Genomic DNA, 13,443 nt, shown 5'->3' with positions numbered 1-13,443 from the left:
TGAGGCCCGCCGCGGCGGCGTACCCCGCGAGCTGGGCGACGCGGCGCTCGCGCGCGGCCCGCTCGACCTCGCGGCGCGCGACCTCGCCCTCGATCGCGGCGAGCCGGTCGCCGCCGTGGCCCGCGCGCTCGAGCTCGAGCCGCTGCCGCTCGGCCGCGAGGACGCCGAGCTCGTCGCCCACCCGGCGGCGGCGTGCCTCGCCGTCGGCGACGCGCTCGTCGAGCGCGCCGATGAGCCCGTCGAGGTCCGCGACGCGACGCGACGCGGTGAAGGCGCGCAGGGCGTCACGGCGCGCGACGAGGGCTGCGGCCCGCTCCCCCAGCGCGTCGTGCGCGTCGCAGTCCGCGAGCAGCGGCGCGAGGCGCTCGATCTGCGCGGTCGCGCGCACGACGGCGTCGTGCGCGCTCGTGAGGTCGTCGAAGTGGGCGACGAGCCGGTCCGTCCAGCGGTCGGCGTCGAACGGCTCGAGCATGTGCTCGCGCACGAACTCGCCGAGGTCGCCGACGGACTTCATGGACACCGTCTGGTGGAACAGGTCCATCGCCTGCTCCGACGGGATGCCGAGGAGGCGGCGGAAGTCGCGCCCGTACTCGGGGAAGTGGTCGCGCACCTGCGCGCCGGACTCGCGCAGCCGCCGTCGCAGGGCCGCGACGTCGCCGCCGAAGCCCGCGAAGTCCTCGGTGATCGTGAGCGGCCGGTCGGCCGTGACGAAGAACCGGTCCGGCTGGCCCGCCTGGCCCTGCGCGAGCCAGAACACCTGCGCGAGCGTGACCTCCTGGTCGAACCCGCGGTTGGAGAACCGGCCGAGCACCACGGAGTACGTGCCGCGCTCGCGCAGCCCCACGTGGCGCGTCGTGCCGGTCGCCTCGTCGCGCTCGGACTTGTAGTGCCCCGCGACGTACGACCGCAGCGACCGCTCGCGCGCCCCGGCGCCGGCGGCCTTGTTGTAGGAGATGCGGTGCGACGGCACGAGCAGCGTCGTCACCGCGTCGACGATCGTGGACTTGCCCGAGCCGATGTCGCCCGTGAGGAGCGCGTTGCGCCCGTCGAGGTCGAACGCCCACACGCGCTGGTCGAACGTGCCCCAGTTGAGCACCTCGAGCCGTTCGAGCCGGAAGCCGGCCCGGGCGTCGTCGTCCGCCGCCGGGTCGTGCAGCTCGACCGCGCTGAACAGGCCCTCCATCACGCCACCGTCCTCGTCGTCGTGCCGGTCGTGGCGGGCGCGCCGAGGGTGCCGCGCGGCCCGCCCTCCGCGGCGAGCTCCAGGTACTGCGCGAGCCGCGCGTCGAGGTCCGCGAGCCACTGTGCGTCGACGAACGCCTTGAGGATGCGCCGCACCTCGTAGCGGCGGACGTCGCCGCCCGCGGGGTCGTCCGCCGCCGCGCCGTCGGGCGCGGCGTCGGGGTCGGGGCGGCCCGCGGGGCGCAGGAACCCGAGCTCGACGACGCGCCGCACGAGCCCGTCCACGCGGTCCACGAGACGCGCCTCGTTCGCGGCGGCGCCCGCGTCCTGGGCGAGGAAGACGCGCAGCAGGTCGACGATCTCCGCGCGCGTCAGCACGAGGCGCGTGTCCCCGCCCTCGGAGTCCGCCTGCGCGAGCCGTTTGCGCAGCAGCGCGAGGAGCAGGCTGACGTCGAACGGCAGCTCGCGGCGCGGGACGAGCCGCGGCACGCGCTCGTCGCGCTCGTGCTCGGGCTGCGAGCGCAGGTACGCGTAGCCGTCGCCCTCGTCGACGACGACCTGCAGCCCGAGCATCGCGACGGCGTCGCGCACCTGGGCCTCGCGCGCGAGCAGGTCGCGCCACAGCGCCTCGCCGGACTCGCGGTAGACGACGCCCTTGAGCAGCGACGTGACGACGACGGACAGCTCCGGGTCGCGCGCGGTGCGGGTCGTGCTCACGGGGTCTCCTCCGGGGCGTGGTCGGGGGCGGGTCGGTGGTCGGTGACGAGGTCGGGCGGCGCGGGCGGGCCGGGCGGTGCGCCGGACCCGGTCCGCCGCGCGTACGTCACGCGCGGCAGGCGCGCGACGCGCACCACGGGCTCGGGCGCGCCGTCGTCGACCACCGGGCCGGCGGGCGCCTCGCCCTCCCACCGGACCTCGTCGGTGCGCTCGTCGTCGTGCACGACGACGAACCGCGGGTCGTCGAGCGACAGGTACGTCACGAGCTCGGCGAGGCCGTGCTCCAGCGGGGCCTCGGCGAGCAGGTCGGCGAGCGCGACCTCGCCGGGCCCGCCCGGGGCCGAGAGCGTCGCGCGGACGGTGCGCGCGAGCCGCTCGGGGTCGACGTGCACCTGGTCGTAGAGCGCGTCGACCTCGAAGTCGTCGTCACCGACCTCGACGTGGTCGGAGTCCAGCCGCGCGGTGGGGCGGGGCGCGAAGAGCGGCCGCTCCGTGGGCAGCACGACCTCCGGAGCGACGGCGTCGACCGCCATGCCCGGCGGGTCGCCCGCCCCGGGACGCAGGGCGACGTCGCGTGCGGCGAGCGCCTTGGCCTCGACGCCGCGCAGGATGTCCATGACGCGCCGGTTCTCGAGCCAGACCTGGTCGTCGAGGAACCGGCGCAGCTGCTCCGAGAGCGTGCGCACCGTGGCCTGCGTGCGCTCGCCCGCGTCGAGCCAGTCGTAGTGCACGCGCCGCAGGCGCCGGTGCTCGTGCTCGGCCGTGCCCCGCGGGGCGCCCGGCACGACGTCGGGCGCGATCGCGTCGAGCGCCTGCACGCGCTCGACGAGCGCCGCGAACTCCTCCTGGCGGCGGCGGTCGAGCAGGAAGTCGTAGAACGCGTGGAAGGACCGGCCCTGGTCGGACTCGGCGATGGCGGTGCGCGACCGCACGACCTCCTCGAGCAGCTCGCCCTTCGCGCCGTCCCACCCGGTGATGCGCTCGCGCAGCTCGCGGTCGAGGGCGCGGAAGTTCGCCTCGACCTCGCGGAAGTCCGAGAGCAGGTCGGCCGCGGTCTGCGTGAGCTGCTGGTAGCGGTCGCGCTGCGCGGCGGCGTCGAGCACCGCGACGCGGCCCGCGCGCACCTGCGCGATCTCCTCGTCGATCGCGGCCCGGCGCTCCTCGAGCTCGCGCAGGCGCTCGGCCGGGTCGGTCTGCGTGCCCACGGCGAGCTGGCGTAGGAGCTCGAACACCGTGTTGAGCCGCGACTCGGTGCCCACGAACCCGCGCCCGCGCAGCGACGCGACCCAGCGCACCGCCTGCTCGACGGCGGGCGTCGCGTCGTAGTGCGGCTCGGCCGAGCCCGGCGGGTACCAGGCGCGCAGCCAGCCCTGGTCCGGGTGCGCCCAGTGGTCGACGTACGCCTGCGGCGCGCGCGGGTACCGCGGCTCGGTGCCGGCGCTGCGGGCGGCCCGGCCGTCGACCGCCCAGAGGTGGTCGTCGAGGCGCGCCACGAGGTCGCTCTCCGGGATCGCCCGGACGTTCTCCTCGACGAACAGCGTCCCGAGGAACGAGAGCACGAGCGGGGCCGTGTCCGCGCGCAGGAGCCGCCACGCCGCGCTCGACCGTCGCAGGGAGTCGACGTCGTCGTGCTGCACGCAGGTCCTCTCGGGCGGGTCGGGCGGGCGCCCGGGGTGCCCGGGCCGCGCCCCGGGGAGCGGGCGCCCCCAGATCTTAGGTCGGGCGACCCGCACCGCCCCCGCGACCCACCGGGCGGTGCTCTCCTCGCACCGGTCCGCGGGCCCCGGATCCGGGACCATGGTCCCTGTCGGCGCCGGTCCGGGCCTCCGTAGCCTGAGTGCGGCGCCGGGCCGGCAGCGCGCCCACCCTGCCGGGCCGGCGCCACCTTCTGCCCGCCCGCCGGCGCGGCCCCCGAGCCGGCGGGACCCCGCGGACCCGAGGACCGCCCGTGACCGGATCGACCACCGCCGTGGCGGACGACGCACGCCCGGGCGGGCGCCCGGCGTCGGGCACCGCGCAGGACACCGCGTACGACCCGTTCGCCCGGCCGACGGGGTGGTCGCACTCCCGCGGCCTGCTGTTCGGCGAGATGCTCGTGTTCGGGCTGCTCAGCCTCACCGCGGCGTTCGTGCTGTCCTACGACGCCGTGGTCCTCGCCGCGAACCCCGCCGCGGTGCTCTCGTGCGACGTCAGCACGGTGCTGTCGTGCGGGACCGTCGCGCAGTCGTGGCAGGCGCAGGTGTTCGGCTTCCCCAACGCGTTCCTGGGCCTCGTGGCGGAGCCCGTGGTCATCACGACGGCGGTCGCGGCCCTCGGCGGCACGCGCTTCCCCCGGTGGTTCCTCTTCGCCGCGCAGTGCGTGTACTTCCTCGGCGTCGTGTTCGCCTACTGGCTCTTCTACCAGTCGATGGTCGTCATCGGGGCCCTGTGCCCGTGGTGCCTGCTCATCACCGTCTCCACGACGCTCGTCTTCGCGTCGCTCCTGCACTGGAACGTGCTGGAGGACAACCTCTACCTGCCGCGCGGCGCGCAGGCGCGGCTGCTCGGGTTCGTGCGCTCGGGCGCGTACGGCTACCTCGTCGCGGCCTGGCTCGTGGGGCTCGCGGCCCTCGTCGTGCTGAGGTACGGCCCGGCGCTGCTCGCCTGACGGCCGAGCACGAGGCCGCCGGGGCGTCCGGGGACGACGGCGACCTCGTGCTCGACCGGACAGGTCAGGGCGTGGTGAGCCCCACCGAGTACGCGCCCGAGCCGGAGTACGCGTGCACGACGACCCGGTAGTACCCGGCCGAGCCGCTGTACGTCACCGACTCGTTCGCCCCCGGCGACGTCGACTGCGCGACCGTCGCCCACGACGCCCCGTTCCAGCGCTGGAGGTAGAGGTCGTAGTCGCTGCCGCTCGGTCCGGTCACGCACGCGCGGTGCGTCCCGGCCGACCCGGCCGTGTAGTACGAGCCGTTCGGCTGGACGGCGGTGCCGCCCGCCGAGAGCGAGCCCGAGTACGTCCGGGCGTACCCGGAGCAGCCCGTCGGCGGCTCGGGGTCCTGGCCCCCGCCGTCGCTCGTGACGAGCGTCAGCCCGTACGCGGAGAGGATCTCCCCGACCGGCTGGAAGTACGTCGTCCCGCCGGAGCGGCAGTTCCCGGACCCGCCCGACGTGACGCCCTGGGCCTGGTTGCCCGCGAGGAGCGAGCCGCCCGAGTCGCCGGGCTCGGCGCACACCGTCGTGCGGATGAGCCCCGTGACCGTGCCCTGCGGGTACGTGACCGACGCGTTGTACGCCTGCACGGTGCCGCAGTGCCAGCCCGTGGTCGAGCCCGAGCGGCACACGGACGCGCCGACCGGAGCCTGCGTGGCGCCCGCGACGGCGACGCGGCCACCGGCGTAGTTGTTCACCGCGCCCACGGGCGTGTTGCCGGCGTCCACCCGCACCCACGCGTAGTCGTTGCCGGGGAAGCTCGACCCGCGGAACGTGCCCGACGGTCCGGACGTGCGCGCGCCGGTCGAGCCGCAGTGCCCGGCCGTGACGAACCCGCCCTGGACCGCGAAGCCCACGGAGCACCGGCTGCTGCCGATCGTGTAGGCGTTGCCGCCGACGACGTCGATCAGCGGGCGCGGCGCCTCCGTCGTCTCCTCGTACGCGACCGCGTCGGCGGGCACGCCCGCGGCGGCGACGCGTGCGGCGACGTCGGCCTGGCCGCCGTCGCGCACTCCGACGACGACGCGGTTGCGCGTGACGTCCACGTACCAGCCCGGCAGCGCCGCCGGGTCGTCCGCGAGCGCGTCGTCGAGCGTCGCGCGCCAGGACTCGAGGTCGGCGAGCGTGTGGTCCACGTCGACCACGGTCGCGCCCTCGGCCCGCGCCGCGCGAGCACCGGCGGCGTCCGTGACGCCGGCGTAGAGGACGTTCGCGGACTCGTCGACCCACGTGCCGGCGAAGTCGTCGCCGAGACGGCGCTCGAGCGCCGCCTCGACGCCCGCCGCGTCGGACTGGAACGCGAGACGCACCTGGGCGTCGCGCGCGCTGAGGCCCAGGTCGCGCTGCAGCGCGCGCTGCAGGCCGGGGGCCGTCTTGGTGACCGCGCGCACCGTCGCGCGCTGGTCCTCGGGTGCGGGCGTGGCGGCGACGGCGTGCGCCTGGGCCGCGCCCACCAGGAGCGTCGCGGCGGCGGTGACCGCGGCGAGCCTCCTGCGGAGTGGTCGTGTCATGTCGTCCATTCCCTTCGCCGGGCCGGGCGGCCCGGTCGAGGGTCACGCTAGGGAGGCGTCCAGCGCGCGCCCAGATCACGATCAGGTCATACGCGGGCGCTATGTGCGGGTGGACCCCTACGCGGTCTCCACGGGGTGCTCGGCCCGCCAGCGCCGGTACCGCGGCGAGCGCTGCACCGCCGTGCGATGGGCGCTGCTCGCGGCGCGCGCGATGACGTCGACCGGGAGCCGGTCGGCCGCGTCGCGGCGCCAGCCCAGGTGGTGGGTCCAGCGCAGCGGGGCGCCGTCGAGCGCGACGGTGCGCACGCCCGGCGCGTCGAGCAGCACGGGCTGGACGAGCGCGACCGCGTGACCCCCGCGGACCTGGTCGATGCACGACGTGCGGTCCGACTCGCCCATCGCCCGCGGCGTGAACCCCGCCCGCGCGCACGCCCCCACGAAGCAGCGCTCGAAGCACCCGCTGCCCGGCGCCGTCAGCCACAGCGCGTCGGCGAGCTCCTCCAGCCCGACGGCCTCGCGCGCCGCCACCGGGTGGTACTCGTCGACCAGGACGAACACGGGGTCCGTCGACACCGGCGTCCACACGAGGCCGCCGTCGGCGGGCGGGGACGCGTCGTCGCACATCCCCACGAGCGCGACGTCGAGCGTCCCGCCGGCCAGCCGCTCCGCCGTCTCCTCGACGGACCACGACGTGGCCGTCGTGACGAGCAGGTCGTCCGCGCCGAGCGCGCCGGGCAGCGCCGAGTGCAGGCGGCTCGCGAACAGCCCGCCGATCGCGGAGCTCACCGTGCCCACCCGCACGACCCGCGCGGCGCCGCGGTCGCTCACGAGCCGCCGCGCGTCGTCGACGAGCGTCGCCATCGCGGGCAGCACGACGCGCGCGTGGCGCAGCACGAGCTCGCCGAGCTCTGTCGGGCGGGCGCCCTGGCGGTCGCGCGTGAAGACGCACCCGCCGAGCGCGCGGTCGATCCGGTTGAGCTGCGCGGTGAGGGCGGGCTGCGCGAGCCCGAGCGCCGCGGCCGCCTTGGTCACGCTGCCGGACTCGGCGACCGTGACGATCATGCGCAGGTGACGCACCTCGAGGTCCATGCCTCCCGAACGTATCGGTGCGGCCCCGCCGTGTCTTGCCGCGGTCCCCGCCCGTGCGCTGCCGTCGTGAGCGCGGACGACGACGCGGCCGGCGCCCGGCGCGGTGGCGGTCCGAGGGCCGCCGGTCAGGGCGCGGGCGCGAGGAAGCCGTCGCGCACGAGGCCCCGCACGGCCGGGAGGAGGTCGCCCGCGAGGTCGTCGGCCGGGACCTCGAAGAGCGCGGCGATCGCGCCCACGAGCTGCCCGACGGTGAGCTCGCCGTCGCTCGCGCCCACGAGCGCCGCGAGACCCGTCGACGCCTGGACGGCCCGGCCGAGCCCGTCGCCCTGCCGCAGCAGCACGACCCTCGGGTCCGGCGCGCCGGGGGCGTGGAACCGCTCCTCCGTCACGTCCGCCGCGACGGCGAGCCGCTCCGCCGCGAGCGCCGCGTCGTCGCGGGCCGCGAGCCAGTCGTGCGCCGCGAGCGAGGCCGCGAGGTGCCCGCCGAGCGGCTGCCGCACGGAGCCCGTGTGCTCCTCGAGCCGGCGCAGCGTCGGGCGGCCGCCGTCGAGCGGCCGGCGCAGGGTCACGATCCCGAACCCGACGCCCTCGACGTCGCGCGTCGCGAAGTCGTCGAGCCACGCGCCGTACGCGGCGGCCCACGCGTCGGGCTCGCGCTCCGGGGTCGTGCCCCCGTCGCGGATCCACGTCTCCGCGTACTGGGTCGGGTCCTGCACCTCGCGCTGCACGACCCACCCGTCGAGGCCCGCCTCGTCGAGCCACGCGCCCACGCGCTCGTCCCACGGCACGCCCCGGCGGTGCTCCCAGTTGCCGAGGAGCTGGGCCACGCCCCCGGGCGCGAGCACCGCCCCGACGCCCGTCACGAGGTCGCGGACGACGTCGTCGCCCGCGCGCCCGCCGTCGCGGTACTCGTACTCGGGCAGCGCGCCGCCCGCGGCGCGCGGCGTGATGACGAACGGCGGGTTGGAGACGACGAGGTCGAACCGCTCGCCCGCGACGGGCTCGAGCATCGACCCCTCACGCAGCTCGATCGCCGCGCCGTGCTCGCCGTCGGCCGGGGCGGGCGCGTCGAGCGCGGCGTTGAACGCGGCGAAGCCGAGCGCGCGGCGCGAGATGTCGGTCGCGACGACGGCGCGGGAGTGCCGGGCGGCGTGCAGCGCCTGGATGCCGCAGCCCGTCCCGAGGTCGAGCACGCGCCCGACCGGGGTGCGGACCGTCACCTGCGCGAGCGTGAGCGACGCCCCGCCCGCGCCGAGCACGTGGTCGGGCGCGAGCCGCCGCCCCGTCGCGAGCTCGCCGAGGTCGGACGAGAGCCACCACGTGACCGGCCCCGCCGCGTCGGACGCCGCGTAGGGGCGCAGGTCGACGACGGCCCGCACGGCGTCGTCGTCCCCCGCACCCGCGGCCTCGACGATCCCGAGGCGGTGCGCGCCGTCGGATCCCGTCCTCGCGAGCGCGGCGTCGAGCGCGCGCCGCGGGATCTCCCCGCCGAGGAGGAAGAGCGTCGCGAGCGCGGCCGCCGGGTCGCCGTGGCGGTCCCGCAGCGCACGGCGCGCGGGCACGGCCTGCTCGCGGTGGAGCGCGGCCGCGGCGACCGGGCCGAGCACGCGCTCGACGCCGTCGACCGTGAAGCCGGCCTCGGCGAGGTCGTCGCGGAGCGTCGCCGCCGCCGCCGCGAGGTCGGCGGGCGCGAGCCCGGCACCGGGCGGCGTCGGGCCGGCGGGCGGGGACGAGGTGGGGGCGGCGTCGGCAGGCATGGGTCCATCCTGGCCGATGCGCGCGGGTCGGGCCGGTCGGCGAGGAGGCGGGCGCGCTCGGTCGCGCGGGGCGCCCCGGACGGCACCGGACGGCACCGGACGCACCGGACCCCGGCGCGCCGAGGCGGGCCGGGGTCCGGGGTGCGGTCGGGACGTCAGCAGTTCTGCGTGCCGTACACCGCGACGTTCTGCGCCGAGGTCTGGAACTCCTCGTCGGTCATGATCGACGTGATCCCGGACATGTCGGCGTTCGCCGGGTCCTCCTGCGCCGCCTCCAGGGTGTCGGAGAGCTGGCGGAACGCGCCCGTCACCGTGTCCCAGTCGGCGCTGATCTCGGCCGGCGCCTCGGCGGCCTCGAGCGACGCGGTGAACGTCTCGAACTGGACGACGGCCGCGTCGGGGTCGCTCGTGTCGATCGCGCCCAGGGTGCTCTGCGCGTCGAGCAGCGCCTGGTAGGCGGTGCAGAAGTCGCCCGACGCCTCGACGTCGCCGGACTCCTCCTCGGTCGGCTCGTCGGACGCCGAGGACTCGTCCTCGGTCGGGGTCGACTCCTCGGTCGTGGTCTCGGTGTCGGTGCTCGCGTCGTCGCCCGAGCCGCCGCACGCGGCGAGGCCCAGCACGAGCAGGGCGCTCGTCGCCAGGGCGGTCGTGGTCTTCAGGGTCGTCAGTCGGTTGCTCATGACACCCATCGTTTCCTACCGCGGAGCCGCGCGCTCCCCCGAACCGCCCAGGTGGGGACCGCTCCCCATGTGTCGCACGCCACGGCGGCCCCGCGGCACGCGGGTGGTGGTCGGGCCGCTCAGCGCGTGCAGCCCGCCCGGAAGAAGTCCGTCACGGCCTGGGACGACGACGTCAGCGCGCCCGTGTCGATACGTCGCCCGACGCGGTCGATCGCCCGGGACAGCTCGTCCGTGTCGCCCGACCCGGTCGCCTCGACCTCGTCCGCGATCATCGTCAGGTAGGTCGTCACGACGGCCCAGTCCCGCGCGATCTCGTCGGGCGGCGACGCCCCGGCGAGCGTGTCGCGCGCCGTCGTGAACCCGTCCACGAGCGCCTCGGGGTGCTCGACGGTCAGGTTCACCTGCGCCTTGGCCGCGGCGCCCCACGCGACCTCGGCCTCGCGGCACCGAGGGTCGGGCTCCGTGGGGTCCGCCGCGCCGTCACCGTCGTCGTCCGCGGTGCCGTCGTCGACACCCGTGCCGTCGTCCGCGCCGGGGTCGCCCCCGGAGGTCCCGTCGTCCGCGCCGGCCTCGGTGTCCGGACCGGTGCCGGCCGGGGCGGCGTCGTCGCCCGGTCCCGCGCTCGGTGCGGGCGGCGCGGCGGCGGGCGCGGCCGCGGGGAGCGACACGACGTCGAACGCCCCGCTCGCGACGACGGCCAGGCACGTCCCCGCGACGACGGCGAGGACCGCGGCGTGGGCCACGACGCGCACCGGAGATCGCATGGTCCCCATGATGACGCCTCCGGCGCCCGGGACGAACCACCCGAACCGCACTTTCCGCCATACCGCCCTCGCCGACCATGCGGTTGTCTCCCGGCTCGCGGCCTGGTCGGGCTACCACGACATGCTCGGCACCGGGCGGGCGACCGTGATGCTACTTTTACGTAGCACGAACCGACGGGGGCACCAGCCCGGTGCCTCCGCACTCACGCACCCAGGGGGAAACACATGCCTGCTCGTCCTGCCACCTCCGTCGTCGCCGTCGGACTCAGTACCGCCCTGCTGCTCTCCGTCGGGGCGACGAGCGCCTCGGCGGGCGCGGTCCGGCCCGGACACCCCGCCCCGGACCGCACCGAGGCCACCGCCGACCTCATCGCGGACGTCGCGCCCGACCAGGGCCGGGTCCTGTCCGGGACGCGGGAGGACGCGACGGTCGTCGCCCGGGCCTCCAGCGTCGACGCCACCGTCCCGCTCGACGCGGACCGGCCCGTGCTCCTGGAGTCCGCGTCGGAGCCGTCGCCCGCGCTCGAGGTGTCGCTCCCGGCGGAGGTCACCACCGGCGACGGCGAGGTCGCCTCGGACGGCACGATCGTCTACCCCGCCGTCGACGGCGGGGCCCACGCCGCGGTGCAGGTCCTCGACGACGGCTCGGTCCGCATCCAGACCATCACGCCGGGCCCCGACGACCCGCACGAGTTCACCTACGCGTTCGGGGACGGCGTCACGCCGGTCCCGGGTCCGGACGGCACCGTCGAGCTCGTGCAGGAGGTCGCCCCGGGCGTCGCCGTGACCGTCGGCGAGGTCGGCGCGCCGTGGGCGACCGACGCCGACGGCGCACCGCTGAGCACGGCGTACACCGTCCGCGGGGACACGATCGTCCAGACGATCACGACCGGTCCCGGCACGACCTACCCCGTCGTCGCGGACCCGAAGGTGACCAAGACCTGGTGGAACACCACCGTGTACTTCAACCGCAACGAGACGCGCCGGCTCGCCGACGGAGCGCAGGTCGTGGCGCTCGTCGGAGGGCTGGTCCCGCACGCCGTCGCCAAGGCGATCGGCGCCATGGCGCAGGCGGGCTCGCTCTACGCGCGCCTCTGGTACAACGAGGGACGGTGCATCAAGTTCGTGTACTACGTCGACCGTGTGAACGTGTGGCAGCCGTACGCGGGCTCCGAGGCGGGGAGGTACTGCCGATGACCGAGACCAACCTGTGGCTCCTGCTGTGCGGCGCGCTCGGGATCCTCGTCGCGTGGTCGCAGCACGCGGCCGAGCAGCGGGAGGAGCCGAGGTCGGTCACGACCGTCACCACGTCCGGCGCCGTCGCCGCCGCGGCGCTGTGCGCCGCCGCGGAGGGGCAGTGGCTCGCCGCGGGAGGGGCCGTGCTCCTGCCGTACGTCGTCCTGCGCGTCCTCCTGGGGCGCCGGCGCGGGTCCTCGTAGCACCGGACCGACGCCGCACCGTCGGGGCTGCACCCCACGGTGGCGCAGCTGACAGCGACGCACCCGACGGCGGCGCACCCGACGGCCCCGGGAGCGACGACGGCCCTCGGGCGCGGGTCCCCGCCCCCGCGCCCGAGGGCCGTCGCCGTCTCGTAGGCTCGCGGGATGCGTACGCGAACCCCGAGGAAGCGCGCCGTCCCGGTCGGCGCGGCGGCGGCCGTCCTCGCGGGCTGCGCGGTCAACGCGGGCACCGCGAAGGCACGGCAGTTCGAGGCGGACTGGGAGGGCACGCCCGACGTGTCCGACGTCTCGGCGTCCGGCGCCAACAACCTGCCCTTCTCCGGGACCGCGGACGGGACGGTCGTCGTCGCGGCCGGCACGCCCGACGAGCGGGTCGCCGAGCTCCTCCACGCGCTCGGCGGGTACGTGCGCGAGCACGGCGGCGTCGACGCGACGCTCGAGGTCGGGCACGTGCGGCTCGGGGCGCGCCCGGACCGCGAGGCCAACGACGCGGTCCTCGACCTGTGGCACGGCCTGCGCGTCGAGCCCGGCCTCGTCTCGGCGGAGCTCGGCGTGCGCGGCGTGGACGTCGACCTGGACGACCCGACCCGTTTCGCGGACCTCGTCGAGGACCTCGCGACGCCCGGTGGTGACCTGGAGCCGCTCGCGGACGCGGCCGTCGACGTGCGGGCCGGGTCGTTCGCCGCCGTGGTCGGCGCGGGCGACGACCCGACGGACGCGCTCGCCGCGTTCCGTGCCGTCGACGAGCGGTTCGGCGTCACGGGGGCGCATCTCGAGACGACGCCCCCGCGCGTCGAGCTCCGCGTGGCGGACTCTGCCGACATCGCCGACGCGCGGGCCCTCGCGCGCCGCGCCGCGCCGCGTCTCGCGCGCGAGCTCGTGGTCGAGGGCGGCGGCGTCGCGGTCGACGGGACGGACGCGCAGACTTCCGCGCGCGTGCTCGACCTCGCGCGGACCCTCGAGGCGCGCCCCGACGTCGTGGCCGTCACGGTCGGCGCGGACGGGATCGAGGTCCGCACGCGCGACGTGGAGGCGGCCGCCGCGCTCGAGCACGACCTCGCCGACGACCCGGACGCCGCCGCCCTGGGGTCGGTCGTGGCGACGAGCGACGCCGCGGCACCCGCGGACGTGCCGGCCCCGCGCGTCTTCCGGGCGGTCGTCGCCGGGCACGAGACGGGCGCGCTCACCGCGGCCCAGGTGCGCGACCTCGGCGCCGCCGTGCCGGCCCTCGTGCGCCTCGCCACGCAGGACCGGGTCGACGCCGAGCTCGCCGAGTCGACGCTGACGGAGGACGACGTCGCGACGCTCGCGCGCGAGCTCGCCGTCCGGGTGCCCGCCGGGACGCCGGTGCAGGTCCGGGCGGGCGGCGCGTTCGCGGTGCGGTTCGCCGCGGGGCCGGACCCCGAGCCGGAGGAGATCACGTACCCGACCCGGATCGACGGCGACGTGTTCCTCGCCGCCTGGCGCGACGCCTGGCCCTGACCGGCGCGGCCGCGGTCGGCCGCGGTCAGGGCGAGGACGAGGACGAGGACGAGCGCTCACGCGGGGCGAGCGCGAGGACGAGCGCTGACGCGGGACGTATGCGAGGA

General features: G+C 76.8%; 12 protein-coding genes. 4 read left to right on the top strand and 8 right to left on the bottom strand.

What is annotated here, in order from left to right:
• The 3 genes from GJV82_RS11935 to GJV82_RS11925 form a co-directional block, all read right to left on the bottom strand.
• Positions 1-1,183 (bottom strand): ATP-binding protein (locus GJV82_RS11935; protein WP_155099381.1); only part of this gene is annotated, 1,183 nt, incomplete at its 3' end.
• Entirely contained in the window at positions 1,183-1,899 is a 717-nt protein-coding gene (locus GJV82_RS11930; protein ID WP_024838936.1) for a DUF4194 domain-containing protein, read from the bottom strand. The genes GJV82_RS11930 and GJV82_RS11935, both read right to left, overlap by 1 nt.
• Positions 1,896-3,536: a DUF3375 domain-containing protein gene (locus GJV82_RS11925; RefSeq protein ID WP_162290150.1), complete on the bottom strand. Its 1,641-nt coding sequence runs from the start codon at positions 3,534-3,536 to the stop codon at positions 1,896-1,898. The genes GJV82_RS11930 and GJV82_RS11925 overlap by 4 nt, the downstream gene beginning before the upstream one ends.
• Before the next feature lie 311 nt (positions 3,537-3,847).
• Here GJV82_RS11925 and GJV82_RS11920 point away from each other — a divergent pair, with 311 nt between their 5' ends.
• Complete coding sequence (locus tag GJV82_RS11920) at positions 3,848-4,546, top strand: vitamin K epoxide reductase family protein (protein ID WP_024838938.1); 699 nt, start codon at positions 3,848-3,850, stop codon at positions 4,544-4,546.
• Positions 4,547-4,610: 64 nt separating this feature from the next.
• Here GJV82_RS11920 and GJV82_RS11915 read toward each other — a convergent pair whose 3' ends face one another.
• The 5 genes from GJV82_RS11915 to GJV82_RS11895 form a co-directional block, all read right to left on the bottom strand.
• Positions 4,611-6,104 (bottom strand): S1 family peptidase, encoded by a 1,494-nt coding sequence (locus GJV82_RS11915; protein WP_155099379.1) that lies wholly within the window; start codon positions 6,102-6,104, stop codon positions 4,611-4,613.
• A gap of 117 nt (positions 6,105-6,221) precedes the next feature.
• Positions 6,222-7,193, bottom strand: coding sequence for a LysR family transcriptional regulator (locus GJV82_RS11910; protein ID WP_155099378.1), 972 nt, complete (start codon positions 7,191-7,193; stop codon positions 6,222-6,224).
• Positions 7,194-7,318: 125 nt separating this feature from the next.
• Positions 7,319-8,950, bottom strand: a complete 1,632-nt coding sequence (locus GJV82_RS11905) for a DUF7059 domain-containing protein (RefSeq protein ID WP_155099377.1) — start codon at positions 8,948-8,950, stop codon at positions 7,319-7,321.
• A gap of 155 nt (positions 8,951-9,105) precedes the next feature.
• Positions 9,106-9,630, bottom strand: a complete 525-nt coding sequence (locus tag GJV82_RS11900; protein ID WP_155099376.1) for a hypothetical protein — start codon at positions 9,628-9,630, stop codon at positions 9,106-9,108.
• A gap of 119 nt (positions 9,631-9,749) precedes the next feature.
• On the bottom strand, positions 9,750-10,394 hold the full coding sequence (locus GJV82_RS11895; protein ID WP_155099375.1) for a hypothetical protein: 645 nt from the start codon (positions 10,392-10,394) through the stop codon (positions 9,750-9,752).
• 225 nt (positions 10,395-10,619) lie between these two features.
• On the opposite strand from GJV82_RS11895, the gene GJV82_RS11890 reads away from it, so the two are divergent.
• From GJV82_RS11890 to GJV82_RS11880, 3 genes are all read left to right on the top strand, one after another.
• Positions 10,620-11,591: a hypothetical protein gene (locus tag GJV82_RS11890; protein WP_024838944.1), complete on the top strand. Its 972-nt coding sequence runs from the start codon at positions 10,620-10,622 to the stop codon at positions 11,589-11,591.
• Positions 11,588-11,833: a hypothetical protein gene (locus GJV82_RS11885; protein ID WP_024838945.1), complete on the top strand. Its 246-nt coding sequence runs from the start codon at positions 11,588-11,590 to the stop codon at positions 11,831-11,833. Before GJV82_RS11890 ends, GJV82_RS11885 begins: the two co-directional genes overlap by 4 nt.
• A 165-nt stretch (positions 11,834-11,998) precedes the next feature.
• On the top strand, positions 11,999-13,336 hold the full coding sequence (locus tag GJV82_RS11880) for a hypothetical protein (protein WP_155099374.1): 1,338 nt from the start codon (positions 11,999-12,001) through the stop codon (positions 13,334-13,336).
• Positions 13,337-13,443: the final 107 nt, after the last annotated feature.

Origin of the sequence: Cellulosimicrobium composti (assembly GCF_009711085.1) — a bacterium.
Lineage (GTDB): Bacteria > Actinomycetota > Actinomycetes > Actinomycetales > Cellulomonadaceae > Cellulosimicrobium > Cellulosimicrobium composti.
The sequence above is the reverse complement of the archived record's forward strand: the minus strand, read 5'-3'. Positions and strand labels throughout refer to the sequence as shown.

Excerpts from the sequence above, each read along its gene's own strand:
- GJV82_RS11890 (WP_024838944.1), top strand. The coding sequence starts at position 10,620 with ATGCCTGCTCGTCCTGCCACCTCCGTCGTCGCCGTCGGACTCAGTACC.
- GJV82_RS11895 (WP_155099375.1), bottom strand. The coding sequence starts at position 10,394 with ATGCGATCTCCGGTGCGCGTCGTGGCCCACGCCGCGGTCCTCGCCGTC.
- GJV82_RS11900 (WP_155099376.1), bottom strand. The coding sequence starts at position 9,630 with ATGAGCAACCGACTGACGACCCTGAAGACCACGACCGCCCTGGCGACG.
- GJV82_RS11910 (WP_155099378.1), bottom strand. The coding sequence starts at position 7,193 with ATGGACCTCGAGGTGCGTCACCTGCGCATGATCGTCACGGTCGCCGAG.
- GJV82_RS11880 (WP_155099374.1), top strand. The coding sequence starts at position 11,999 with ATGCGTACGCGAACCCCGAGGAAGCGCGCCGTCCCGGTCGGCGCGGCG.
- GJV82_RS11915 (WP_155099379.1), bottom strand. The coding sequence starts at position 6,104 with ATGACACGACCACTCCGCAGGAGGCTCGCCGCGGTCACCGCCGCCGCG.
- GJV82_RS11885 (WP_024838945.1), top strand. The coding sequence starts at position 11,588 with ATGACCGAGACCAACCTGTGGCTCCTGCTGTGCGGCGCGCTCGGGATC.
- GJV82_RS11905 (WP_155099377.1), bottom strand. The coding sequence starts at position 8,950 with ATGCCTGCCGACGCCGCCCCCACCTCGTCCCCGCCCGCCGGCCCGACG.